This is a genomic window from Shewanella sp. ALD9 (genome assembly GCF_002836315.1).
Lineage (GTDB): Bacteria > Pseudomonadota > Gammaproteobacteria > Enterobacterales > Shewanellaceae > Shewanella.
In genome coordinates, this window is sequence record NZ_PJCD01000001.1 from 165670 (window position 1) to 190152 (window position 24483).

Below are 24483 nucleotides of genomic sequence, written 5' to 3' on the forward strand. Positions count from 1 at the left end.
TTTATGATCCAATTTGAGCAGGTCAGTAAAATCTATGCTGGAGGCCAAAAGGCCCTTATGGATGTCAACTTTCACCTTCGACAAGGTGAAATGGCTTTTTTAACCGGCCATTCTGGTGCGGGTAAAAGTACCTTGCTCAAACTTATTACGGTTATTGAACGTGCTACGGCAGGTAAGGTGTCTATTAATGGGCATAACATTGCCAATGTAGGGCCAAAACATGTGCCCTATTTACGTCGCAATATTGGGGTGATCTTCCAAAATCATCACTTGTTGATGGATAAAACCGTATTTGACAATATTGCCTTGCCGTTAGTGATCGAAGGTTTCACCCATGGCGAAATTCGTAAGCGTGTTGCTGGCGCACTCGACATGGTGGGTTTATATGGCAAAGAACGGCATTTGCCGATAATGCTGTCGGGTGGTGAACAACAACGAGTCGGCATTGCCCGCGCTATTGTTAACAAGCCACCACTGTTGTTGGCCGATGAACCTACGGGTAACTTAGACCCTAAATTATCGATGGATATTTTACGCTTATTCGAAGCCTTTAATGACTCGGGTACTAGCGTGCTAATTGCCACCCATGATTTAGGCCTTATTGCGCGCATGAAATATCGCACTTTTACTCTGCGTGAAGGACGTATGCTCGGTGGAGAACGTTCTACTGCTGGTGGGGAGACAATACGATGAGTAAAAAAGTGAATATTACTCAGAGTAAATTACCTTTAAGCGGTCGTATTGTGATGTTTTTTATTCGCCATGTGCAACAAGGCATGTCGAGTATGGGAGAACTTTGGCGCAGCCCTGTTTCATCCATTATGACCATGGCAGTATTGGGCGTGAGTTTAAGTTTACCGGCGGCATTGCAGGTACTGGTAAAAAATGCTGAAAACATCACTCAATCTTGGAACAGTGCCGCTGAAATTTCGTTATTTATTAATAAAGGCCGCAGTGAGCAATCCATTCAAAGTTTGTTGTCGCGTATCAAAGCATTCCGCGAGGTTGAATCGGTCACTTATATTAGTCGCGATCAAGCATTAGAAGAGTTTCAACGCTTATCTGGTTTTGGTGAGGCGTTGTCATATTTAGATGAAAACCCACTACCTGCAGTCGTTACGGTAACGCCTTCGCTTAAGTATTCTAGTCCCACAGGGGCGCGTGAGTTACTGGTAAAATTAGAACGTGAATCCGAAGTTAACTTTGGTCGTTTAGATATTGAATGGTTAGAGCGTCTGCAGGCATTACTTAAATTACTTGAAAAAACAGTGTTGGCCATTGCTGCCTTGCTGGTTCTTGCGGTGGTGTTAGTTATTGGCAATACCATTCGGCTTGCGATTATGAACCGTCGAACCGAAATTGAAGTAATGAAGCTAGTGGGTGCAACCGAAGCCTTTATTCAACGTCCGTTTTTATATACTGGAATTTGGTATGGGGTCATCGGTGGCATTTTGGCTTGGCTCATTATTAATGTGTTAGTGTGGTATCTCGATGGTGCCTTAGCAGAGTTACTGGGATTATATGGCAGTGAATTAACCATCCAGTCATTAACATTTTCAGAGTTGATTAAACTGGTGTTATTGGCATCATTCTTAGGCTGGTTTGGCTCATATTTATCTGTACGACAACACTTACGTAGCATTGAACCGTCATAATTGCAGGCGTATAATGAAGCTTAAGCCTTAATAATGAACGTTTGTTCACTTGCATTGCGATAGCCTTGCGGTAAAAATGTTCATCTAGTAGAACCTTATTTGACATATGATGTCATATAGTTGATAGTTTATCGGCTAAATCGAGTTAGCTCTCTTGTGTTGTGAACCAAGAGACCTTATTCATCGTACAGAATCATCGTACCGAGTTAGCTGAAATATATTTTTGAATGTAGTAGGAGAGCGAATGACTTATCAAACGCAATCAATGGCGCTGGCGGTTCCGCATAATGCTAGTAGCCTAGAAGCGTACATCCAGTCTGTGACCAGCATCAATATGCTGGACGCCGATACAGAGTACGACATCGCCAAGCGTTTACAAGAAAATGGCGACCTACAAGCGGCAAAGCAATTAATTATGTCGCATCTTCGTTTTGTTGTGCATGTTGCGAAAGGTTATTCAGGATACGGTTTACCACAGGCAGATCTTATTCAAGAAGGTAACATTGGCTTGATGAAAGCGGTTAAACGCTTCGACCCAGATGTTGGTGTTCGCCTTGTGTCTTTTGCGGTGCATTGGATTAAAGCTGAAATTCATGAATACGTGTTGAAAAACTGGCGTATCGTGAAAGTAGCGACCACGAAAGCACAGCGTAAATTATTCTTTAATATTCGTAAGTCTAAAAAGCGTTTAGGTTGGTTTAGTGACGCTGAAGTGACCATGGTTGCAGAGAATTTAGGTGTATCGAAAGCTGATGTGACCGAAATGGAATCACGGATGGCAGCCCAAGATCCGGCCTTCGACTTAACCAATGACAGCGATGACGATCATCATGATTTTGCCCCAGCATTATATTTAGAAGATCATTCTTCAGATGTGGCGGATCAGGTTGAGCATGCCAATTGGGAAGCAGACTCTCAAACACGTTTATTATCGGCCATTAAAACCTTAGACGAACGTAGTCAGCATATATTACGTGCGCGTTGGTTAGATGATACTAAAGTGACTTTGCAGGAACTTGCATCGACTTATGAAGTCTCTGCTGAGCGAATCAGACAGTTAGAAAAGAATGCCATGAACAAGCTTAAATCTTGTATGGAGTAACACTCCAGCGTATTCGATTTTGATAGATTAAAACCTGCTACGGCAGGTTTTTTTATGGCTGGAATTTGATAATTTGATAATTTGGCTGCGAAGCTTTATCAGCACTCATTGATGTTGAACTGAGATCAATCCAATGTAGACCCATTCACTTTAGAGTTAGCCAGTGTCGTATAGGCAAATTTCGAATAAGCGAATTTAGTGCCATCAAATAGGCCGAAGCCACCGATGGTTAAGCGTTGTTGAGCAATCAATATTATTATGGTGCTATTTTTGCTGCGTCTATCTGGGTTTGAATGGCGTTGATGATGCTTTTTCTTGGCACTTTTAAACCACTGGTGACGACGTCTTTTGGCCAACCAAAAAATTGTCTAGGCCGCTTGAAACGCGCCAGTGTTGATTCAACTAACTGACTCAGCTGCAGGTTAATGTTGTCGACATCAATGGCTCTTAAATCAACAGTCTTTAAGTCAACAGCCTCCATGTTAACGGTCTCGAAATCAACTGGATTGGCATTAACGGTTTCGAGTTCAATTGCATTAGTACTATTGTCTGCGACACAATAATCAATAATGGCAGCAGGTAAGTGGCCAAAAATTGTATCGTCTAGGGCAAATACAATCGCTTGCGCGACATTGGGATGAGTTAATAATACTGCTTCAAGTTGTTCTGGATGAATGTTCTCACCGCCACAAATAAACATGTTATCCATGCGGCCTAAAATACTCAGTTGTCCTTCTGGATCTAACAGTCCTTTGTCGTGGGTACAAAACCAACCTTGATCATCTAATGGCAAGCTTAACCCCTGGTCGGTTAAATAGCCTAAAAATAAACACTCACCTTTTACCCAAATCACCCCGTCTTTCAACCTCAGTTGTCTTGAAGGCAAAGGACAACCATGATGGCCTAATAAATTGGCTTTAGCGGTGGTAATTTGCGAGCTCATCTCTGTCATACCATAGCTGGTGTAAGCATTAATGTGCAGGTGTTGTAGTGCATCAATAAGAGCCGGTTCTATGGCTCCGCCACCCAACAGTAATGCGCTTACATTGGTAAACGCCGCGGGATGTTGCTGGAGTATCTGTATCGCCTGGGTTGGCACTAATGACACATGGGTGATATGGCTACTTGTTAGCTGTTCGGCCAGTGTCAATGCGGGATCTCGCAATACAATGCAGGCTCCAGCCAAAGTGCAACGATGAATAATGGCCAACCCACCAATATGAAACAGTGGTAACGATAATAGCCAAGCGTCAGACGGCGCTAAAGCAATAAACGTTGCAGCCCCTTTGGCGCTGCTCAAATGGTTAGTTAAGCAATGTACCGCAGCTTTGGGTGTTCCACTTGAACCAGATGTGAGAATAATATTGGAAGCTTGATGTGGTGATACCTCAACAGCTTGGTTGCTTAGTTGATCTACTTTTTGAGGCAGTTCAATATCGAGCCAGTAGGCAATCTCAATTGCGGTTTTTCTGCTGACGTTATCGGTCCATAACCATTGGAGATCAAAGCGTTTGATAAGCTGATTAATCTGCACATCAGCCAATCGAGGTGACAAAGGTAAAAATATCCATCCCGCATCAATGCATGCCCAATATAGGCAAATCATGTCAATATTATTGTGTGACACACAAGCTACAATATCGCCATGCTTAACACCTTGTGATTGCAATTGTTGCACTACGCAGTGAACTAAACCACTTAACTGAGCATAACTGACGCGAGTCGTGGGGCAAGTATTGTTGCAAGTCTTATTACCAGTAGTGATGCTCGGATTGACGGCTTTATGGCTACTTTCAATAGCAATAGCATCTGGATGATTTAATGCTGCTTGATGCAAAGGTGACATCATTATATATCAGCCTCGCCTGAGTCTTGTGGTTGGCCGATGTGAGTCAGTAATTGCAACACTTGATGATTTAGCCGTGGAGATAACCCAGAGGTGGCTAACAGCAAGGTTTTGCCAAAGGCGCTTAATGTATCAAGGCCTGGTGGTTCATCTGGTGTTAGTGCCTGGCTCACTATGCGTAAGTCGCTGATACCGAGGTCAGCTTCTAAGCTTGAACTTACTATACCGCGCACACCAGCAAGATGAGCTTGGCTAATCATGTTTTGCAATTTATCCAGCGAACCCAATAACATGGGTTTGATAATTAATGCGCCTAAACCGGGTTGTTGTAATGCTAAATCGAGATCAAATTGAGATGAATTTAATGACTCATCTAAAGCATATTTTATTCCTAATTGCCGGTGTATTTGGGCATTATCACTGGGGTTAATACATGGCTCTTCAATATATTCAATTTTGTGTTTTGGTAAACACGCTAAAAAGTCGATAGCCTGTTCAAGACTAAAACCACGATTAGCATCTAAGCGTAATGTTACGTGAGGTGCGATTGCCAGCACTTGATAAATAAATTTGATTTCGCTTTCCATACTGGTTTGAGCGACTTTAATTTTTACGCTGTTGATGCTGCTCAGTGTCTGTAACTTTTGAGTAATAACGTGTGCTGACATTCCATCGTAAAGTAATGGCACCACAGCTAACTGAGTCTGTGGATTTTCGATGCGAACAGGCAATCGATGGGTTAGTTTTGAATCCAATAAGCTCAATGAGAATGCCAATGATGGCAGCGACATCTGCTCGGCAATATTGGCTAAAATCGCTAAGGGTTGATCGATCAAACTCGGTAATATTGACAACAGCTGTGATGTCACCTCATCAAGCGACTCTTGGCTAAACCCTGTTATTGGTTGGCTATCAATATCGATGCCTGATAATGGGGCAATTTCAACCCAAGCCACTTGTTGATTATTGAGCTGGATAGCAAGCACTAACCCTTTACGAAAATCAATTCGTTGTATGCCTACAGGTAAACTAGGGTTGAGCTCAATTTGATATTGATACAGAGTACAGCTGGTTATCGTTGAGTTATCTGATGACATTGTTACTCCTTTGGATCCGTTAACGGATCTAAGCACAATAACCCCAGTAAGGTGTCGGTAAACAATTGAGGATGCAGGCTGTGAATATTATGTCCTGCGGCGTGCAAAGGATGTAACTGCAAAGTGCCTAAACCAGACTCTGCCAGTGTCGCCTGCCAATCTATAGCCACCTGAGCAAATTTTTTGTCATCAACCCCATACATAAAATGACATGGACACGTTAGCGACTCAAGTACAGTGCGGCAGTCTTGCTGCAAACTAAGAGACGTTGTCATGTAACAATTGGTTAAGCGTTGTGGATCATTGCTGCGGCGTATTGCAATAAGTTGCTGCTTTTGAGATTGACTCAAGTCATTAAAAACCGCTTGTTGATACCAAAGACTGAGAAAGTCCGCTATGGGCATATGCTGGAGTTTTTTCGCCCAGATACTATCGCTTTTAGCTCGCGCGGCTTGTTGCTGAGCATCTTGCAAGCCAGGATGAGCGGATTCGAGCGTTAAGCTCAAGAGCGAATCAGCATAATCATCTGCAATATGCAGCGCTATTCGTCCGCCGAGTGAGTAACCCAATACATGAAACTGCATATAACCCATGCTATGCATTTTACTCACAATAAGCTCTGCCGTTTGGTGTAGTCCCGGTGAGTTTAAAGTGTCTACGTTAGTGCCATGGCCTGGTAAATCAATGCAAATACAATGAAAATATTGGCTTAAACGTGGCATTAAAATAGACCAGTCGTCTTTACTACCCAAAAAACCATGCAGCATTAATAATGCTGGTAATTGTGGTTGGCCAAAGCGACGGATCATTACCATTAGTGTTGTTTCACCCATTGACTGATTTGTGCTATTTGGTCGCTGGCTTGAGTTGGGCTGACATTGACTTCAATCACTGAGGCACAATTAAACTCAAAGGCTTCTTGATACGCTTGATTAAACGACTCAATATCATCTGCTTGTCGATAGGCTAAACCAAACATAGCAGCGCCATAACCAAACTCTAAACCGTGGCTTAATCGATAAAAATCATTGCGCAGGCTTTCATTGGGTACAGGTAATAGATTAAAAATATTACCGCCATCATTATTAATAATAACCAGCACAAATGGTTGAGTCATTTGTTTTAACAGTGCCAGAGAATTGAAATCATGCAAACAGGATAGGTCGCCCATCACTAGGGTTGTAGATGCATTTTTGTCTGCGGCTACGCCACAAGCGGTTGCAATTAATCCATCAATGCCCGATGCCCCTCGGTTGGTATAAATTGCCGGTGTATTGGTGGCAATTGGTGCGTACATATCGTAGAGCCTGATAGGTAAACTATTACCGATAAACAGTATATGTTGATCTGTTTGAGCCAATGCTATGGCACGCACAACTTGGGCTTCACCAAAGGTTGTATTGTCGATTTGTTGTTTAAACAGCGACTCCAATGACTCATTTAGCGGTAATAATTGTAATGCCCAGTTGGCTTGTGATGAGCGTGGCCAAGGTAATTGGCATACCGCTTGAACATTTGCCTGATAAAATTCTTTAGATTGATGGCTCGGGTCTAAACGATCGCCGTATTTACCTACATGCCAGTAGCTATGCCAAGGTTGTTGGGCAATATATTGAAGTAAACGTTTAGAAATAAAACGCCCACCAAAGACTAATATCCGCTCAGCTTGCTCGAGTTGTTTGTTGGCTTTCGGGTTTAATAATAACTGGTCAACGTGGCCTATTACGCCTGGATGCTGACGCAACTGTGATTGTGCATCAACTAATACTGGCCAGCCAAGCTTCTGTGCTAACGCGACGATTTGCTGTGGATTATCTTCAGGAGCTAAGGTACCAACCACTATCACGCCTTTACCGTGAACAAAGCGCATTAAGGTGTCTGTAGTGGGTAACTCTGCAGTCGTTAGGCTAGCATAGCGCGTCAGTGGTTTAGTGTTTTCAAACCACTGGTTTAATGGTGCAAGATAGGTTGCAGTTGTAAAGCTCGCGGTTTTTTTTACGTGAGCCAATGTCACCAATTCTGTTGGGTATAGCGGCTCACGGTACATACAGTTTATGTGAACCGGCTGGTGTTGGTTAGCTACAGCATGATCGATAGTACTCAATAATGCATTAGCCGGATAACCAAGATCAGGCGTTGGTAAGTTAACTTGTTTAGCATATTGAGCAAAAATAGCAGGCTGAATAATCGCTTGATTCGCACCACAATCAATCAGCTCTGGTGGTCTGTCACCAGATAAAATAATCAGCGGCACATGGGTTAACCACGCCTCAACAATGGCTGGATAAAGATTGGCCACGGCGGTGCCTGAGGTGGTAATGATGGCGACTGGCGCATTGCTTGCTTTTGCCAATCCAAGGGCCATAAACCCTAAACCACGCTCGTCAAAATGAATATGACGAGTGATCTGGGTTTGACTAGCAGCGGCCAATGTTAGCGGAGTTGAGCGAGAACCTGGTGCCATACACACATGCTTAACCCCTAAGCGCGCAAGCTCTTCCAAGATCAATTGACCCCATAACAAATTCATATCGGCGCTGGTCTGTTGTTGCATATTGGCTCATATTACAAATAAATAAACGAATATTAGTGTAACGCCAAGTTAGCGTTATATCTAAGATTTAGCGCAGATTTTTATCCAAAATCTGCGAAATAAGTTGTTAAGGCTACAATCAAATATCAGCCTCATCCTCTCTTGCTTTATTTATGTTGTGCTAATGTTATTAATATGATTTATTTATTGTATTAAAAATAATAACAAGGACTCTCGGAATATGGAATCTGCTGCATTATTAAAAAGAGTTGATGAGTTACCTCGCTTACCCAAAGCGGTTAGTGAATTGTTAGATGCGGTTAATAATGAAAATACCACCGTAAAGAGTATTGCAGCCAAAGTGGCTCAAGATCCTCTTATTAGCGCTAGAGTATTGAGGTTAGCTAATTCAGCTCATTTTGGTCGCAGTCGTGAAGTGGGTTCTATTGACGAAGCTGTGATTCGATTAGGTATGCAAACGTTGCGGACGTTAGTGATTGCTTCTGCGGTTATTGGTGCAATTCCTAATGCAGAAGGGATTGATCTCGCCCAATTCTGGGGTGAGACTTTTGAAGTCGCCCTGTATTCACAAGAAGTAGCCAAACGTTGTGGCGTTGCACCAGATGAAGCTTTTACGTGCGCAATTTTACACAATATTGGTGATTTACTGATTGCCGTTGTTGAGCCTTCGGTCGCAGCACAAATCAGAGCCGCTGTCGCTGAAGGGGCAGATAAGCAACAGCTTGAAACGAGCTTATTAGGTTTCGACTCACCTTCTGTTGGTGCTCTATTAGCTAAAGCGTGGAAATTTACTCCTTCATTAGTGCAAGGGATCGAGCATCAACGCGCACCGCTTAATGCCAAGCCGGTTTCTAAGCTGGCTGCCGTTATCTATTTGTCGCACGAGGTGTTTGAACATTGGGATGATCAACGAGATGACGAATCTTTTACCGCTTGGTTGGCAGATATAACTAACCACAAAGCGGGCATTATTAAAATGGATATGGCTGGGCTAGCCGAGAAGCTCATCGAGTTAAGAGGTAAAGGGTTAGAAATAGGTAAGCAATTAGCCTAGTCAAGGCACTTAACCATTGAGCTCTGTTTATACAGAGCTTTTTTATGCTTGGTTGTTTATCCATTCGCTCATGACTACATGGGTTTTAATTTTGACGATGTCAGCTTGAGCATCAATAAATTCGCGAATTTCATGTAATCGTTGCATAGAATTGGCATGCACATAAACCAATAAATCCATGTCGCCGGTAATGCCTTGGCAAGTTATCACTTCCGGTATGGTGGTGAAAATATGGATGACTTCGGCGCAACGGGCGCAACGATGCTGAATTTCAAAGTATGCCGACACGCCTTGTTTTTGCGACTCACTCAGTAAAACCTGATAGCCACGGATAACACCCGTTTGTTCTAATTTCTTAATTCGCTCGGTGACAGCACTGCGCGATAAATTCACTTGCTCAGCAATAAACGAAATACTCTGTCGAGCATTGTGGCGTAATTCGTTTATAATCGCTTTATCAAATTTATCCAATGATTTATATCCCGATAATTGTGTGTCACACCTACATACTGTCATTATGACGGAAAGTTGCTTTTTATCCGTCATATTGTCGGTTTAGCAAAGCAAATTGAGCTCATTAACCCGCAGAATGTTTTACTGTTTGGCCTTATAATATCGCAATATATCACAGTAAGAATAAGATAATGAATCAAATGACCGCAACAATAGGACGCTGGCAAGGCGCTGGCTTAATGGCCACCACATTGCTAGGCACTGGGGTATTTATTTTACCGCAAATGACCATAGAGGTAGCGGGCTCAGGTTCGCTATTAGCATGGTTGTTATTAACGGTAGCCATTATCCCAGTCGCATTAGTATTTGGTTTGTTAGCGAGTCGATTCCCGCATGCAGCGGGTCCAGCTTACTTTATTGAAAAAGCATTTGGTGCTACAGCAGGCCGAACAATTGGGCTGATTTTTTTATTAGTGATCCCCATTGGTGCACCTGCTGCAATTTTAATGACCTTTCAATTTTTAGAAGCATTAATATCGATTTCTGGGCTAGGTCAATTAGTCGCAGAGTTATTGATTGTGGCTGTGTTATTGCTGCTGAATATTAAAGGTATTCAGGTGTCGGCAAAATTACAGTTTGCGTTAACCTTGTTGATTGTATCGGTAGTCGCAATATTATTTGGTGCCAGCGGGTTAAATGTCGATCAGCTACAAACCTTTGCGCATGGCAGTCATCCGCAGTTTAGTGGGGTGATGCTAGCAATGGGTATTGGTTTTTGGAGTTTTCTAGGCATTGAGGCCATGACACATCTTGCCAGCGACTTTCGCCAACCCGAAAAAGATTTGCTGCCTGCAATGATGATGGGCACCGTATTAGTGGGTGTTATTTATTTAGCCTGTACTTTTTTATTGCTAATGGTACCAACCGAGGGTGACGGCTTAGCGATGATATCGGCATTTGATTATTTGTTATCAAACACCTTTTTGGGTGGATATGGCGCGTATATCATCGGAGTATTGGGCATCGCTAGCGGGTTAGCAACAGTGAATGTGTATGCTGCTAGTGCCGCGCGTTTATTGTGGAGCTTCAGTAAAGAAGGCATTTTACCGCGCTATTTTGATAAATTAAACCCACACGGTGTGCCCTTTAGAGCCTTGTTTGCCATTTTGGGGGCTATGGCGGTGGTGATCATCGTGACCTTTTATAGCACTCAAGAATTAGAAGACTTAATCGCTTGGAGTAATGGCGTGTTTGTGATTATTTACTTATTGGCGATGTTGTCTGCAGCTAAGTTACTCAGCAAGCGGTATCTACCATTAGTGATTGCAGGTTGTTTGTTTTGTGTTGGTTTGGGCATCGCGCTTGGCAGTAATATGATTTACGCCATTGTATTGGTGTTGGTTATCGCCCCTTTTATGTGGTGGCAAAAAGCTCATCTTACGCGTAAGTATTTACTCAATAATAGCCAAGGCTAATTGGCTATTATTTAGCGAGTTTCCATGGCGATATTGCGCATTTGAATCAGTTCACTGTGCTTTAAATGCAGTAAATCAGCTGTGCGGCGAATAATTTGGTCTTCATATTGCGACAATTCACCATCGGCATAAGCTAATTGCCACATTGACAGCAGTAATTTTTGTTTGTCATCAATACTAAATTGAGCATTGATTTCGGCGGTAAACTCAAATAGAGACGTGGCATTTTTACGGCTTTGATTTGCTTCTTCTATGAGGGTTATCGCTTCTTCTGGGTTAATGCCTAAAGTGCTGATGAGCACTTCGGGCAGTAAAGCAGCTTCAGCAGCAGCCAAATTTTCGTCGGCGTACACAACCTCTTGCAATAGGGTTGCCGCGGCCAGGTTGAGGTTTTTCTGTTTCTCTTCTGGGCTACTTTCTTGAGTATGCGATTGGAGAAATTGCTTTAGTTTGGCGATCATAATTATTCTGTCCAATGTTACTATTCATTTTTATGCTAGCAAAAATGCTAATCCCAAGCGAATGGCTTGGGATTAAATAATGTTAACGCGAGTGTTAGGGTAGCTTTAAGCCGTCTTAATAATGATTATAAGACTGAACCTAAGCCTTTCATTAATAAATCAACCGTACCGTCACCACCACTCTGTTGGAGATAGTTTTTAGCGATATCAACCATAGGGGTAATATATTCTTTTGAGATACCAAGCTTTTCAAAAGCATCATATACCATTGCGCTACCTTGTAACGCTGAACCTAAATTACCTGCTTGTGACAATAATCCTGACATGCCATTGCCTGATGATAAAGCAGGAACTGCAGCCAGTAGACCGTCCGCATTTGGGATGCTGTCGCTTAATTGGCTAAAATCATTTTCACCTAAATTGGTTTGAGCCAAGCTAAGTAGTGAGCCTAACCCGCCTTCAGCTTGGGTTTGAGATAAGCCAAGTTGAGACATAACGTTACCCACTAAAGCACTTGATTGCTCAGTTGTTTCAGATTGTTCTATTGTTTCAGACAGTGCAATGGTTTTGGCTTGTTCAGTTGCTGGTTTTTTAGTTATTTCAGCCACGTTGTCTAACCAGCCCGCAGATGCTGGCGCTGAGAATACGAAGACGGTAAACAGTACCGGTAATGCAGAAGCTAATTTCATAATGAGTGTCCTTTGATGTGGCTCAATGTCTAAACTTATGCATCATTTTACCCTGATTTACATAAATGCGACAGATGATCGCGATTTTTACACATTAGACTTGTGCAAAATGCATTTTTTTTGGGTATCCTAAGCGCAATATTCGTTGTTAATAGATTACTGGAACCCACATGTCATTGTTTGCAATTTTGACTGAAGCATTTAACTTTTTTCGAAACCACATCCGTCAGCTTGCCGTACTGACGCTGCCATTACTGTTAATCCAAGTCGCTATTCAACTTTGGCTAGGTAATGAAATGCTACAGGCTGATGCTGAAAACCCACAATTCGGTGCAGTACACGCTGCAGCAATGATGGTGTTATTGTTGGTGTTTTCGTTTTTAATTGCCGCATTAACTTTGTATTTAGAGCTACGCTCTCAAGGCCATGATCTTGCCCCGGCACAAATATTAAAGGCTAGTTTGCCTTTTGTACCGCCATTATTACTGGCTGGAGTATTTTCTGGTTTAGCCATTTTAGCGCCGGTGATGATCTTTGCTGCGTTTGGCCCACTATGGTTGATTGGCTTAATCGTGAGCTTGTACTTGTTTTCTCGCCTCGCCTATGTGAACTTTATGGTGGTGGTTGAACGTTTAACACCTTTAGAAGCGATTAAGAGTAGCTTTAAATTTAGCGGCCCTATAACGATTAAAACCATTGCGGTATTAATGCTGTACGTGCCATTGTCTCTATTAGCTGGCATGTTTTCACAAGTCGCGATGCAAGTTGGTTTTCCATTGCAGCTGGTGGTTGAAGCAACGTTTTCGTTCTTAGGTTTGTTTGTTAATATTGCGTTATTTAGATTGTATATGGTTAATCGTAAAACACCGGATGCCGATAAAGCAGAGGGATAAATATTCAATCAACATGCTAAAAGGAGAAACCATTGTTAAATGATATTGAGTTTATTAATGGTTTCTCTGTTGAGTTGAGCGATGATTACCGTTTAGCTAAAAGCTATGTACGCGATATTCCTACCCAAGCGTTAGTTTACATTCGCAGCTTTACCCATAAACTCGCCGCTCAATTAGCGGTGCAGCATGATGTAACGTTTACCTCGGCAAACTTGTATGATCGTATCGAGCAGCTAAACCTTCGACGCGTTATTGATGTTGCTGCAGTGCGGGCGTTACACCGATTGCGCAGTGATGGTAATCGTGGTGCGCATCCTGAAAAATATCATTTAACTCAAACTCAGCTTGTTAGCATCGCAGAAAAGTCGATCCATCAAATTCTGCAAATAATTGCAAAGCTATATCCTTCACTGCATCAAGGTGCTGCTCCGCGCTATCAATTTGAAGCATTTGATTCATATGCTGGCCGCGACTTATGTTATCGCGCAGTGATGAAGAATGACCCCGAAGCACAGTATTTAGTGGGGATGTCACTTAAAGCCAAAGGATTAATGCTACAAGAGCAAGAGCGTGCGTTGGCGCAAACCACAGACGGTTCACTCTTAGCAAATTCAAATTCAAATTCAAGTTCAAGTTCAAGTTCAAGTTCAAGTTCAAGTTCAAATTCAGCAGAATCAAACACTCCAAGCCTTATATCAACCACGGTTGAGCAAACGTCAGCGGATGTATTTGCCCAAGCAGCACATTGGTTTCATATTGCATCAGTTCATCATCAAGCGGCATTGTTTGAGCATGGCGTGAGCTTACTGCATGGCTATAGTGGTGCGGCAAATCCTGCGACGGGCGAGGCGTTTATTGCGCAAGCTGCAGCACAAGGTATTGTTAATGCGCAGGCCTTATTAGGTTTCTTTTATCTGGTGGGCAGTGATCAATTTGAAGTGGATATTAATCAAGCCGAAACATTGCTGACATTAGCCGCTAATGCAGAAGATGCTGAAGCAATGTCAAACCTTGGGGTGCTGTTTTATCAAAACCAACAATTTGAACAAGCTTACTTATGGGTAAATAAAGCCGCGCAAACCGGTTACCCGCATGCACAATATCATTTGGCGCTGATGCTTGAACAAGGTGAGGGCTGCCAGGTTGATATCGCTACGAGCCAGCAATGGATGCAAGAAGCCGCCGAACAAGGTCAATTAGATGCGATGTTACGTTGTGGCAGTGATATTTTGCACGACGATGTTGCTAGCCAACAGCAACTTAATATTGCTGAACACTATTTACATGAAGTGATTAAATACGGCCGTAATGTCACCGCGATGATTGAACTGAGTGTCGCCTTAGCCGACGGCATTTTAGGCCGTATCGATGTGGTACAAGCAGCGTATTTATTACAACAAGCTAATTTGCACGCCAACGAGATTCAGCGCCAAGTTATCGAACCGCTTTGGCAGTCGTTACTGATGCAAATTGACAGTGTTATCGCGCTTAATCCAACGGAAGATGAGTTAGCGACCTTGCAACAGGCAAAGTGCTTACTCGTGTAAATTACGTTTGCTTTATTATGGTTTTTTTACTTTGGGGTTGTTTTTACGTTGGGGGTTATTAGCCAGTAAGGGCTTACCGCAGATAAGTTTGTCGCGCGTACCTTCAATTCGCTTTAGTTAGAAACAATGCCTAATATTTAACTGATATATATTCAACATATCTCAACCTGCTTTGAAGCGCTTTGTGGAAAAACTTCACAGCAAGCCTAGCCTTACCATGCTCATACCAATAGAAAAGGTTAACGACAGGTGCCAGCAATGAATATAACGACTTTGCCACCGCTTCCTGATGCGCATGCACTGGCTGTGTTATTGCTTGTGTTGCTTGCCCTGTTTCTATTTACCAGAGAATCTATTGCCATTGAGACGTCGAGTCTGTTTATTCTGGCCATGCTGAGCATCGGTTTTACTGTTTTTCCTTACGTCAATTCGCAGGGGCAACATCTTGAGGCGTTGCAGTTTTTCAGTGGTTTTGGCCATGAAGCGCTGGTGGCAGTGTGTGCCTTAATGATTGCCGGAAATGGTTTAGTGCGCACCGGAGCGCTAGTACCTCTTGGCCGAATTCTGGCACGCTTATGGCTTGTTAGCCCAGCATTGAGTATGTTGCTGACCTTGCTGGTTGGCGCTTTTCTGAGTGCATTTGTTAATAATGTGCCGATAGTCGTACTGCTGCTTCCTATTCTAATCAGTGTATCGCTGCGAACCGGAGAGCCAGCTTCGGGGATGTTAATGCCAATGGGATTTGCCACTCTGGTCGGAGGAATGAGTACCAGTATTGGCACCTCGACGAATTTGTTAGTTGTTTCAGTTGCTGCAGATATGGGGTTAAGAAGACTGCAGATGTTTGATTTTTTTGTACCGGCAGCAATCGTTGCCGCTATTGCTATTGTTTATTTATGGTTGATTGCGCCACGCTTACTGCCTACTCGTAAGGCCATACTCAGCGATACCTCCCCAAGAATATTTACTGCCCAACTGGTTATATTGGAAGACGGTTTTGCAGTCGGTAAGACATTGACAGAACTGATTGAAAAGAGCTCAGGTTTGCTGGAAGTATCACGCATTATGCGGGGTACTGGAACCTATGTTGTACCGTTGCCCGATGCGCAAATTCAGGCTGGAGATAGGTTAATGGTGAATGACACTCCGGAAAATTTGAAGGAACTGGAAAGTGCTCTGGATGCCATGCTCTATGTTGGAGATACGCCTGTTGATGAAGAACATCCATTATCCGGTGAGGGACAGCAGATTGCCGAAATAGTTGTCATGCAAGGTTCACCTTTACTTGGTATGACCTTGAGGCAGCTTAACTTTTATGATCGTTATCAATTAATGGTGCTGGCAATACATCGAGAGGGAAACTCAGTAGAGACGCTGCGTGAAAAAATAGCACAGGCCCGTTTGCGCATTGGTGATGTTCTTTTAGTGCAGGGAGATCAAGATACCATAGGCGAAATCAAACGTGCTGGTGAGCTATTAGTGCTCGATGCAACAGCAGATCTTCCGTACACGGATAAAGCGGTAACGGCTTTACTGATTATGGCGGCAATTATTCTTGTGTCTGCATTTGGGGATGTTCCCATTGCGATAAGTGCTGTAGGGGGTGTGCTGCTTATGCTGGTCACACGCTGCTTAACCTGGCGCCATGCTTCTATGGCGCTAAGCACTCAGATCATTTTGATTGTGGCGGCGAGTTTGGCTATGGGAGCGGCATTATTAAAAACCGGTGGTGCAGAGTATTTAGCACAAGTCTTTGTCGCGTTAACTGCAGGGGCTTCTCCGGCGGTTATTGTATCTGGACTGATGTTGCTAATGGCCATTATGACCAATATTGTGTCTAATAATGCTGCTGCAGTCATAGGCACACCTATTGCTATCAGCATTGCGCAGCAACTGCAGGTTGATCCCGAACCCTTTGTTATTGCTGTGTTGTTTGGTGCCAATATGAGTTATGCCACACCTATGGCTTATAAGACTAACCTACTGGTAATGCATGCTGGCGGCTATAAATTTACCGATTTTGTCCGAGTGGGCGTCCCACTAACGATTATCGTTTGGGTGAGTTTATCGCTATTACTGCCAGTCATGTATTCGCTTAGCTGGTAATCTTTGAAGTGGCGTAGTTATTTTTAATGTATGTGATGTGTTTTTTATTGTTCATAAATTATTTATATCAATAAGATATTAGGCAATGAAAGATATTGAGCAATAACTTAAATGGCCGACTTTATCGAGTGAACCGTCCAATTAGTTGTTGAATTAATAGTTGTTGAATTAAGCTGTAGCACAGAGCAATATGAGAATTCTGTTGAGTGTATTATGCTGATTGAATCAGCTAGAGTGAGAAAGATGTGATGGAGCACAATAATGACGATGGATTTTAATAAGAAACTTACTGACAACTCAGTATCAGTTATTGCAAATTTACTCGGTAACCCAGAGTCCACATCAACAATTAAATTCCTATTAGCAAATCAAACCAATTAACCTAAGCTAGCAATCGTTTAGGTTTAACAAGAGATTTGTGCTTTATAAACAATCCAATGCACAAATACTACAACGTAAGTAGCCAGAAAAGGTGTAAAGTAAATATGGACGTTTGGAAAAGATTATTGGTTATTTTTTTAGTGACGCTGTCATGCGTAGGTTGTGATCAAGGTACGAAGTTATTAGCGGCAGAGCATCTTCCTAAATTTCAAATGACGAGCTACCTTAATGACCTTCTTAGAGTGGGTTACACAGAAAATATTGGTGCATTTCTAGGCTTAGGTAATAATCTGTCTGAACAAGCTCGGTTCTGGTTTTTTGTTGTTTTGGTTGGTACGTTTTTATTGGCTTTACTGGTTTATTTAATTTCAAATGCCAAACAGCACCTTGTCCCTTTAATTGCATTATCTTTAGTGTTTTCAGGTGGTATGAGTAATTTCTACGACCGTGTTGTTAATAATGGGGCCGTTATCGATTTTCTAAATATTGGTATAGGCTCGATTCGAACAGGCATTTTTAATGTCGCAGACATAGCAATAATGTTTGGTGTCTTTCTGCTTATATTTGCTCAAAGTAAGCATAAACCTACGGTGTAAAAGTCGACTAACGGGTCATTCATTTGGTTTTGGTTAAGCCTACATGGATATGTTCGAGGAAGACCTATCAGGCTCACACATTCTGTTGTAAAGAGTCTTCAACGGCCTCAATTTCAGAGTTGAATTTGTACATTTTCAATTAAGGAAAACACGATGAAAAGGGATTTCAATGAAAAACTTACCTACTACTCAACATCAATTGATAAAAACGGCTCTGTAGCCCAGAGCCAGCATCAAAAAAAGCAAATACCAAAAGCATAAAGTGTACCTATTAATCTGGATTCGGTATCGGCCAAGTCCAACAAACTGTTTATGCCATGCAAACAGCGCAGCGCATAAATACTAAAACGTTAGGCATACAAGGAGATCGTGTGGATAATCTTAAAAATGGATTCTTATGGGGTTTAGGTTTTGGTCTATCAATAACCATCATCATTTTAATTACTCAATATGTTAATCCAAGTGAATATGAGAAAATGCAAAGTTACAATCCTACAAAAATAGAAAGTTTCGAGGTAACTAGTAAAGTCAGCCGCCTAGAAGGTTCTAATTATGTCGTCGCGGGTGAATACAAGATTACTCAGATGACTAATTTTGAAATGTATAAGATTGAAGTGGTAATTCGTGATGAAAAGGGAGTATTCCTACAGAGATGTAGCTCTGATGTAGATAAATATAATATTGAAACAGAAAAAACGTTCACAAAAGTAGTCGTCTGCCGTGATTTTTCTGATTCTAGTTCTGTATCATCAATAGAAATAAGCTTGATGGGTTACAAGTAGCACCTATCAAATAAGGATAGGCCGCGCGAAGCCGCGTCCTATCCCAAGTGTTGAACAAGCCCGCACACATGAGATGTTACTCTTTATTATGTCAATAACAGTTCGAGAAAACGCGCTGTTTGATGTAATTGGTATTTACCACTTTTCTGTAGTCAGCAATTTCCTTTAGCCTCTTTGCAAATTATTTAACTAGCTATATTTCAGTATCTTAAATTAATCGGTAATCCCCCTAAAAAACGGCCAGCGTTGTGCTGGCCTTAATGTTGTTTAAGTGTTTATGGCGTTGTTAGGCGAATGCCTACTGAATGGATTAATTTAGGACATCAGTGAGGGATTTACTGCCATTAAATAATTCAAAGACTTTGCCGCCGAGCTGTGGTTTTCCTACAGCGTAAGTCAGTGCGCGAGCAACATCTTCTCTGTGAATGGTCATTTTTTCTTTGCTGCTCGGCCGTTGGGTTTGGACTTTACCTGTGGCACGATCATCGGTTAATGAACCCGGTCTAAATATAGTGTAGTTAAGCCCACTGCTGATCAAGTATTCATCGGCCATGTGTTTGGCAACTAAGTAAGGCTTCATTTGTTCTGAGCCTTGGTCGGGATCGTCAGCGCCGATAGAGCTGACCATAATGAAATGTGATACATTAGCCGCTTTTGCGTAATCAATGGCTTTACAGGCCGCCCATAAATCAATGAGCATAGTTTTGTCTGCACCTGTTTTACCACCTGAGCCAGCGCTGAAAATGACCTGATCGCAATCGTTAAATGCTTGGCTAAAGTCCTGTTCTAAATCCGCTTCAACGATGTCTAGCTTCTTATCGCTGGCGATATCAGCCAATTTATTTTTATCTCGCACTAACGCTATGACTGATTGGCCTTCTGCTAATAGCTGCTTTGTCGCCATGTTACCGATCTGTCCGCTTGCGCCTAAAATGAGTGTCTTGTTCATTTTATCTTCTCCTCAGTATCGAATTTTTGGCTTATATTACTGGCAAATGTTGCAGCATCGTTTGCTACTCTATTTGCCCGCCTTCTAATAACATTGGGGTTTGATCTGCGCGATTCAATGCCTAAGAGGTGACTAGTGTTTAGCCGCTCTTTATGTTTTACATAAATAATAAACATAGCCAGCCGATATTTTTGGCGAATATTTAAGGTTTTACCGGCTTAGATATCGTTAATAGCTTGCAGGAATGACGACTAATGACGGTAATCTTAAGATAAACATAGCCAATACCAATTTGGACAAATGGCTAGAATCGGTAAGGTTGTCACTAAACGCATCTAACGGTTAGTTAATCTGCCTGATGCTCAAATGTGCGACCAGTGTGTTCAGTTTGATTCGATTTAGGTCGGCTAAACATATCTGCATAAGGTGCTGCTTGTTCGCGCTGAACATCAGCGCGGTCTTGGTAGATATCACCTTGTTGGGCTTGTGACTGGTTTCTCTGCAATATTTTTTTACCTAATAGCTGTAAAGTAATAAAGCTTAATAAACCTAGTAACAATAAAAAGGGCAATAGCACAATCGTGGTGAATGCGATGCTAAAAAACATCAGTAATGCCAAAATGGGATTCATAGCCGAGAATCGACTTTTCAAATTGGCAGTGTGGAATGATTGATTAAATTTCATGGTAGCTCCTGAATGCGCTTGGTCTGAAAATAGGTGTCTAAAGACGTTACTTATAAATTAGTAACGATGACTTAATATACAGCTTGCAACGTTTTGACATAATATGTCACGTTAAACCTAGTTAATGTTTTAAGTTTGAGAGCGAAAGTTATTGCCCACACAGACAATGCAAAAGGGTTAATCGATACTCGATTTAGGCATACTGTTTATAAAATGCTTTTAGTGATGGTTACTTTCGCTGTCATGTTATAACGGCTGCATGATGGTCAATAGGTGAGTCAATACTAACCTGTTATTTTTCAACTTTAGTTATGGTAGCCCTGCTTTAGCTATGATAGTCCTGCAGATTTGGCATGACTCAAACGAGATTTCTGATTCGAGTTTTCTCGTTCAATATTTGGATGATTATGATAAATATCATCTTTGGGATTAGCTGTTGAAAGGGGTGATGATGCAGCATGATGCTGGCGCATGTATTGGCGGCTTAACAGTGTCATACCGATAAAACCTACAAACACAAACAGTAATATTAACGGTAATAATAGCAAGCCGCCGATCAAGACTGTGGCAACCGTTGTTAATGCTGCCAATGGTCGCATTTTTTGCAGATGTTGCATTATTTTGTGAGTGTAAATTGAACTGAACATCCTCTGATCTCCGAGGGTTTACCCTATTACATAATCCATCAGGTTGGCTTGATGGATTATTTGTCATCTAGTCGTTTTATTTGAGTGTTGCGCGAGCTAAAAGTTCAATTTAGGCTCAATGTCAGCCGTTGTGTTTACTAATATGTTGGTTCGCGATGGCTTTATCGACGCTGCTGAAAATAATATTGCGAAACCATTGATGTCCCGGCTCTTGATTATTTCGTTCATGCCATAAAAACACATAAGCCATAGGCATAAACTCAAAGGGTAAGGGAATGGGCACCAGCGAATATAGTTTTTGTGCATGGTTAGCAAAGCTAGAGGGCAAGGTAAAAATTAAATCGGTATTGGCACAAACGCTGGCAGCACCATAAAAATCTGGCACTGTGGTCGATAGGTTACGATGTAAGCCCAAGTTGGCTAAGTGGTAATCGAGTGCCCACCAATCGTTACCTTCACATCTTACCTGTACATGAGACATGTTAAGGTAGTGAGCTTGATCCCAGCGACCATCTTTTACAGCCTGTAAAATAGGATGATTTTTACGCACTAAGCAAACTTGATGGTCGTTAAATAAGACTTGTGATTCAATGCCTTCAGGTACGTTGTCAATATTGACGTCGGTTTGAGGCAGAATATCTCGACCTGCAATGCCAAAATCTATTTGTCCTTGCTGTAGGTCTTGCATGGATTTTTCGGTCCAAACATAGGAATCTAATTTTATTAACGGTGCCTGTTGTAATAATGGTCCGATAAAATAGGGAATTAAGGTTTCATAAGCACTTTCGACCATCGAGAATGAAAATTGGCGGTTACTGGTCGCCGGATGAAAAGTTGGCGGTTGCGTGAGTTGATACAAGTTTTGTAATACTAACGGCAGTTGTTGTCTTAATGCATCAGCATGTGCGGTTGGCTTTAAGCCGTGTGCTGTGCGTTGAAACAGTGGATCGTCTAATGTTTCTCGCAACCGATTTAAGCTTTTACTGACAGCAGATTGACTCACATGCAAGCGATGGGCAGCCCGAGTGACGCTTTGCTCCTCAAGTAATACTTGTAGAATGACTAATAGATTAAGATCGATTCGAGCAAGGTTGTCTAAATTCATGTGATATTCTCAAATGGAAATTCACTTCGGATTTTATATCATTTTCATTCATACCTCCATTTGACTTATTATAGCGCCCTATTAAGGGTGACCTTTGTGCATTAAAAATTTGAGAGAAAGAAGTTTATGCGTCGTAACTTATTGCCACTGTTAATGTTTATGGTGCTTTTGAGCCCGTTGGCTATTGATATTTATCTACCGTCTATGCCTGCAATGGCATTGGAGTACGGTGTATCAAACAGTGAAGTACAGTCCACCTTAGTGTTATTTTTATTTGCGATGGGCGTAGGGCAAATTTTAATTGGTCCACTCGCGGACCGTTTTGGCCGTAAACCTGTCGCATTATTTGGGATTGTACTTTATGGCATTAGCAGTTTATTAGGGGCTTATGCGGTTGAGTTTGAATGGTTGCAGGTTGCCCGTGTGTTTCAAGGCTTAGCGGCTTGTTCCACCTCTATTGTGGTATTTAGTGCGGTACGTGACTGCTATTCGCGCAAAGAAAGTGTGTCGATGTACAGTTATCTAAATGGTGCAATTTGTGTGGTCCCGGCACTGGCACCTACATTTGGTGGCTTATTAGCATTACAGTTTGGCTGGCGTTCTACCTTCATTTTTATGGCTTTGTATGCCATTTTTGTGTTGTTTTTGGTGGGGTTCCGTTTTCCGGAAACACGTCCGTTAAATACCGACAGTACAGGGCCCTTATACCGTTGGAGCCGCTATAAGCCGGTTATTGGCGACCCTCATTTTATGTTTTATGCCAGTTGTTGCATGATCGCGATGGCATCAATTTTATGTTACGTGTCTTATTCACCAGTATGGTTAATTGGTCATTTAGGCATTTCAGAATTAACTTTCAGCGGTTTATTTGGCCTTAATGCTGCGGTAAATATTGCCGCATGTTTTGCTGCCCCAGTGTTGGTTAAGCGTATTGGTAACCGCCCGGGAGTAGTAGTGGCATTATCGTTGATGTTGATTGCTGCTGTTATCGAAGCCGCGATGTACTTTGCTGGCCCTCAAGAAGGATTAGCCGCCGCAATTGCCTTTATGGCTCCGATGATGATTTTATGTATTGGCTTTGCTATTTTGCTTGGCCCAGCAACCAGTATGGCGTTGTCGGCTTTCGGTGAGCGCGCTGGTACCGCGACGGCGATGTTAGGTTGCATTCAAATGAGTGGGGCATCAATACTGACGGCGTTGATCCAGCTAACAGATATACCTGCACCTTATGCGATAGCGGTTGTGATGGGGGGCTTTAGTGCAGTATTGCTGATCATTATGGCAATGAACCGTTTAAGCCATCTGCATCAAGAACAGTTACAACATGACTAATTAGCTTTAGTAATATCACCTTTAACCCGCAGAATGCTAACCACATTCCGCGGGTATTTTTTTGCCTCAATATGATGAAACTTAGAAACGGGCGTTAATTGCTATGCCAACATTAGTTTCTGAATCACTATTATACTCACCATTATCGAAATAATGTTCTAGTGAAAACTTAGCCGAGAATACATCTGAAAAATGCCAGAAGTAACGTGTATTTAAACCCGTTTCAGTGATGTTGTTGCTGTGGCTACTTTTATTTGAGTAATCAATATTACTGCTGCTTAAATCAGTATTTACATCTGTCCGGTAGTAAGTCGCACCCACTGACCATGCGTTATTGATATACCAATCTGCAAACACTGCAACAGTATAAATGTCATTTTCAAAGTTTATTTTAGAATCTTGCACTATAGTCGGAGTTGAGCCATCAACTTGAGTGAGCATTTCGTTGTTGATATATTGTGGGTTTTGATAACCTACAGCCCCAGTTATAAACACTCCAGCGGTTGATTGTAATGGAATAAAATGTTCGTAAGTTAACGTGATAGCATCAATGTTTTGGCTAAAATATGATTCAAATTCATATTCTAGATATGCGCCATTGTTAGATTCTGATTCTGAGTTGGTCGTGTAGTTCAAGGATAACTTTGAGTGTTCGCTAAAAAAATATCCAGCACTAATCTCGTATGTTGTGATGTCAAATACAGCATCATCTGCATTTAACTGGTTGACTCCAGCCCCCAAAAACCATTTTGAGTCAAAAACGTATTCTCCAGAGATGTGATATAAATCTTGGAAGTCAGTGGTGGCATAACGGGCAGAAACAGTTGAGCCTTGATTAAAGAATCCCGCCAATGCGTATGGCTTATCTGCTTGTTCAACCGCTTTAAAGTAATAGCGATAATTGGCGTTAACTAGGCCATCCGCTTCACCTGATGAGTCTAAAAAACCGATTTCTGCTTCGTGGTGATAGGTATTATCTTGGGCTGCATATGCAGGGATTGTGGCCAATGCGAGCATTAATGCCACAGACATCTTTGTTCTAGTCATAGTAATGGTTCTTCCTTGAGGTATTAT

At 42.0% G+C, this 24483-nt stretch carries 23 protein-coding genes; 11 read left to right on the forward strand and 12 right to left on the reverse strand.

What is annotated here, in order from left to right:
- Positions 1-3: 3 nt before the first annotated feature.
- From ftsE to rpoH, 3 genes are all read left to right on the forward strand, one after another.
- Entirely contained in the window at positions 4-693 is a 690-nt protein-coding gene (ftsE, locus tag CXF88_RS00810) for a cell division ATP-binding protein FtsE (RefSeq protein WP_101084900.1), read from the forward strand.
- A complete protein-coding gene (gene ftsX, locus CXF88_RS00815) occupies positions 690-1655 on the forward strand; it encodes a permease-like cell division protein FtsX (RefSeq protein ID WP_101084901.1) in 966 nt (321 codons plus the stop codon). Before ftsE ends, ftsX begins: the two co-directional genes overlap by 4 nt.
- 244 nt (positions 1656-1899) lie before the next feature.
- Positions 1900-2757, forward strand: a complete 858-nt coding sequence (gene rpoH / locus CXF88_RS00820; protein WP_011635768.1) for an RNA polymerase sigma factor RpoH — start codon at positions 1900-1902, stop codon at positions 2755-2757.
- Between the two features lie 256 nt (positions 2758-3013).
- Here rpoH and menE read toward each other — a convergent pair whose 3' ends face one another.
- The 4 genes from menE to menD are packed head-to-tail and all read right to left on the reverse strand — an operon-like array spanning position 3014 to position 8254.
- Complete coding sequence (gene menE, locus CXF88_RS00825; protein ID WP_101084902.1) at positions 3014-4606, reverse strand: o-succinylbenzoate--CoA ligase; 1593 nt, start codon at positions 4604-4606, stop codon at positions 3014-3016.
- The gene (menC, locus tag CXF88_RS00830) at positions 4606-5700 is read right to left on the reverse strand and encodes an o-succinylbenzoate synthase (RefSeq protein ID WP_101084903.1); all 1095 of its coding nucleotides are present in this window, start codon (positions 5698-5700) and stop codon (positions 4606-4608) included. Before menC ends, menE begins: the two co-directional genes overlap by 1 nt.
- A gap of 2 nt (positions 5701-5702) precedes the next feature.
- Positions 5703-6533, reverse strand: coding sequence for a 2-succinyl-6-hydroxy-2,4-cyclohexadiene-1-carboxylate synthase (gene menH / locus CXF88_RS00835; protein ID WP_101084904.1), 831 nt, complete (start codon positions 6531-6533; stop codon positions 5703-5705).
- Entirely contained in the window at positions 6515-8254 is a 1740-nt protein-coding gene (gene menD, locus CXF88_RS00840) for a 2-succinyl-5-enolpyruvyl-6-hydroxy-3-cyclohexene-1-carboxylic-acid synthase (protein ID WP_101084905.1), read from the reverse strand. Before menD ends, menH begins: the two co-directional genes overlap by 19 nt.
- Positions 8255-8474: 220 nt before the next feature.
- Here menD and CXF88_RS00845 point away from each other — a divergent pair, with 220 nt between their 5' ends.
- Positions 8475-9308: an HDOD domain-containing protein gene (locus CXF88_RS00845; protein WP_101084906.1), complete on the forward strand. Its 834-nt coding sequence runs from the start codon at positions 8475-8477 to the stop codon at positions 9306-9308.
- Positions 9309-9350: 42 nt separating this feature from the next.
- On the opposite strand, the gene CXF88_RS00850 is transcribed toward CXF88_RS00845, so the two are convergent.
- Positions 9351-9779 carry an Lrp/AsnC family transcriptional regulator gene (locus CXF88_RS00850; RefSeq protein ID WP_101084907.1) on the reverse strand — a complete coding sequence of 143 codons (429 nt, stop codon included), beginning with the start codon at positions 9777-9779 and terminating at the stop codon, positions 9351-9353.
- A gap of 173 nt (positions 9780-9952) precedes the next feature.
- Here CXF88_RS00850 and yjeH point away from each other — a divergent pair, with 173 nt between their 5' ends.
- Positions 9953-11236, forward strand: a complete 1284-nt coding sequence (gene yjeH, locus CXF88_RS00855) for an L-methionine/branched-chain amino acid transporter (protein ID WP_101084908.1) — start codon at positions 9953-9955, stop codon at positions 11234-11236.
- Between the two features lie 11 nt (positions 11237-11247).
- Here yjeH and CXF88_RS00860 read toward each other — a convergent pair whose 3' ends face one another.
- Positions 11248-11697: a TerB family tellurite resistance protein gene (locus CXF88_RS00860; RefSeq protein WP_101084909.1), complete on the reverse strand. Its 450-nt coding sequence runs from the start codon at positions 11695-11697 to the stop codon at positions 11248-11250.
- Positions 11698-11822: 125 nt separating this feature from the next.
- Positions 11823-12386 (reverse strand): DUF2780 domain-containing protein, encoded by a 564-nt coding sequence (locus tag CXF88_RS00865; RefSeq protein ID WP_101084910.1) that lies wholly within the window; start codon positions 12384-12386, stop codon positions 11823-11825.
- Positions 12387-12556: 170 nt separating this feature from the next.
- Here CXF88_RS00865 and CXF88_RS00870 point away from each other — a divergent pair, with 170 nt between their 5' ends.
- The 5 genes from CXF88_RS00870 (at position 12557) to CXF88_RS00890 (ending at position 18691) form a co-directional block, all read left to right on the forward strand.
- Entirely contained in the window at positions 12557-13279 is a 723-nt protein-coding gene (locus CXF88_RS00870) for a hypothetical protein (RefSeq protein ID WP_101084911.1), read from the forward strand.
- A 32-nt stretch (positions 13280-13311) separates the two neighbouring features.
- A complete protein-coding gene (locus CXF88_RS00875) occupies positions 13312-14826 on the forward strand; it encodes a tetratricopeptide repeat protein (protein ID WP_101084912.1) in 1515 nt (504 codons plus the stop codon).
- Positions 14827-15084: 258 nt separating this feature from the next.
- Positions 15085-16932 carry an SLC13 family permease gene (locus tag CXF88_RS00880; protein ID WP_101084913.1) on the forward strand — a complete coding sequence of 616 codons (1848 nt, stop codon included), beginning with the start codon at positions 15085-15087 and terminating at the stop codon, positions 16930-16932.
- A gap of 485 nt (positions 16933-17417) precedes the next feature.
- Entirely contained in the window at positions 17418-17909 is a 492-nt protein-coding gene (gene lspA, locus CXF88_RS00885; RefSeq protein WP_101084914.1) for a signal peptidase II, read from the forward strand.
- A 371-nt stretch (positions 17910-18280) separates the two neighbouring features.
- Positions 18281-18691: a hypothetical protein gene (locus tag CXF88_RS00890; protein ID WP_157822753.1), complete on the forward strand. Its 411-nt coding sequence runs from the start codon at positions 18281-18283 to the stop codon at positions 18689-18691.
- Positions 18692-19001: 310 nt separating this feature from the next.
- On the opposite strand, the gene CXF88_RS00895 is transcribed toward CXF88_RS00890, so the two are convergent.
- The 4 genes from CXF88_RS00895 to CXF88_RS00910 form a co-directional block, all read right to left on the reverse strand.
- Complete coding sequence (locus CXF88_RS00895) at positions 19002-19640, reverse strand: SDR family oxidoreductase (RefSeq protein ID WP_101084916.1); 639 nt, start codon at positions 19638-19640, stop codon at positions 19002-19004.
- A 346-nt stretch (positions 19641-19986) separates the two neighbouring features.
- Positions 19987-20325 (reverse strand): hypothetical protein, encoded by a 339-nt coding sequence (locus CXF88_RS00900; protein WP_101084917.1) that lies wholly within the window; start codon positions 20323-20325, stop codon positions 19987-19989.
- A 329-nt stretch (positions 20326-20654) separates the two neighbouring features.
- Positions 20655-20972, reverse strand: a complete 318-nt coding sequence (locus CXF88_RS00905; protein WP_101084918.1) for a hypothetical protein — start codon at positions 20970-20972, stop codon at positions 20655-20657.
- A gap of 121 nt (positions 20973-21093) precedes the next feature.
- On the reverse strand, positions 21094-22077 hold the full coding sequence (locus tag CXF88_RS00910; protein ID WP_101084919.1) for a LysR family transcriptional regulator: 984 nt from the start codon (positions 22075-22077) through the stop codon (positions 21094-21096).
- A 126-nt stretch (positions 22078-22203) separates the two neighbouring features.
- On the opposite strand from CXF88_RS00910, the gene CXF88_RS00915 reads away from it, so the two are divergent.
- Entirely contained in the window at positions 22204-23409 is a 1206-nt protein-coding gene (locus CXF88_RS00915) for a multidrug effflux MFS transporter (protein ID WP_101084920.1), read from the forward strand.
- A gap of 81 nt (positions 23410-23490) precedes the next feature.
- Here CXF88_RS00915 and CXF88_RS00920 read toward each other — a convergent pair whose 3' ends face one another.
- Entirely contained in the window at positions 23491-24456 is a 966-nt protein-coding gene (locus CXF88_RS00920) for a putative porin (protein WP_157822754.1), read from the reverse strand.
- Between the last annotated feature and the right edge of the window lie 27 nt (positions 24457-24483).

Excerpts from the sequence above, each read along its gene's own strand:
- ftsE (WP_101084900.1), top strand. The coding sequence starts at position 4 with ATGATCCAATTTGAGCAGGTCAGTAAAATCTATGCTGGAGGCCAAAAG.
- ftsX (WP_101084901.1), top strand. The coding sequence starts at position 690 with ATGAGTAAAAAAGTGAATATTACTCAGAGTAAATTACCTTTAAGCGGT.
- rpoH (WP_011635768.1), top strand. The coding sequence starts at position 1,900 with ATGACTTATCAAACGCAATCAATGGCGCTGGCGGTTCCGCATAATGCT.
- menE (WP_101084902.1), bottom strand. The coding sequence starts at position 4,606 with ATGATGTCACCTTTGCATCAAGCAGCATTAAATCATCCAGATGCTATT.
- menC (WP_101084903.1), bottom strand. The coding sequence starts at position 5,700 with ATGTCATCAGATAACTCAACGATAACCAGCTGTACTCTGTATCAATAT.
- menH (WP_101084904.1), bottom strand. The coding sequence starts at position 6,533 with ATGGGTGAAACAACACTAATGGTAATGATCCGTCGCTTTGGCCAACCA.
- menD (WP_101084905.1), bottom strand. The coding sequence starts at position 8,254 with ATGCAACAACAGACCAGCGCCGATATGAATTTGTTATGGGGTCAATTG.
- CXF88_RS00845 (WP_101084906.1), top strand. The coding sequence starts at position 8,475 with ATGGAATCTGCTGCATTATTAAAAAGAGTTGATGAGTTACCTCGCTTA.
- yjeH (WP_101084908.1), top strand. The coding sequence starts at position 9,953 with ATGAATCAAATGACCGCAACAATAGGACGCTGGCAAGGCGCTGGCTTA.
- CXF88_RS00860 (WP_101084909.1), bottom strand. The coding sequence starts at position 11,697 with ATGATCGCCAAACTAAAGCAATTTCTCCAATCGCATACTCAAGAAAGT.
- CXF88_RS00865 (WP_101084910.1), bottom strand. The coding sequence starts at position 12,386 with ATGAAATTAGCTTCTGCATTACCGGTACTGTTTACCGTCTTCGTATTC.
- CXF88_RS00870 (WP_101084911.1), top strand. The coding sequence starts at position 12,557 with ATGTCATTGTTTGCAATTTTGACTGAAGCATTTAACTTTTTTCGAAAC.
- CXF88_RS00880 (WP_101084913.1), top strand. The coding sequence starts at position 15,085 with ATGAATATAACGACTTTGCCACCGCTTCCTGATGCGCATGCACTGGCT.
- lspA (WP_101084914.1), top strand. The coding sequence starts at position 17,418 with ATGGACGTTTGGAAAAGATTATTGGTTATTTTTTTAGTGACGCTGTCA.
- CXF88_RS00895 (WP_101084916.1), bottom strand. The coding sequence starts at position 19,640 with ATGAACAAGACACTCATTTTAGGCGCAAGCGGACAGATCGGTAACATG.
- CXF88_RS00900 (WP_101084917.1), bottom strand. The coding sequence starts at position 20,325 with ATGAAATTTAATCAATCATTCCACACTGCCAATTTGAAAAGTCGATTC.
- CXF88_RS00905 (WP_101084918.1), bottom strand. The coding sequence starts at position 20,972 with ATGTTCAGTTCAATTTACACTCACAAAATAATGCAACATCTGCAAAAA.
- CXF88_RS00910 (WP_101084919.1), bottom strand. The coding sequence starts at position 22,077 with ATGAATTTAGACAACCTTGCTCGAATCGATCTTAATCTATTAGTCATT.
- CXF88_RS00915 (WP_101084920.1), top strand. The coding sequence starts at position 22,204 with ATGCGTCGTAACTTATTGCCACTGTTAATGTTTATGGTGCTTTTGAGC.
- CXF88_RS00920 (WP_157822754.1), bottom strand. The coding sequence starts at position 24,456 with ATGACTAGAACAAAGATGTCTGTGGCATTAATGCTCGCATTGGCCACA.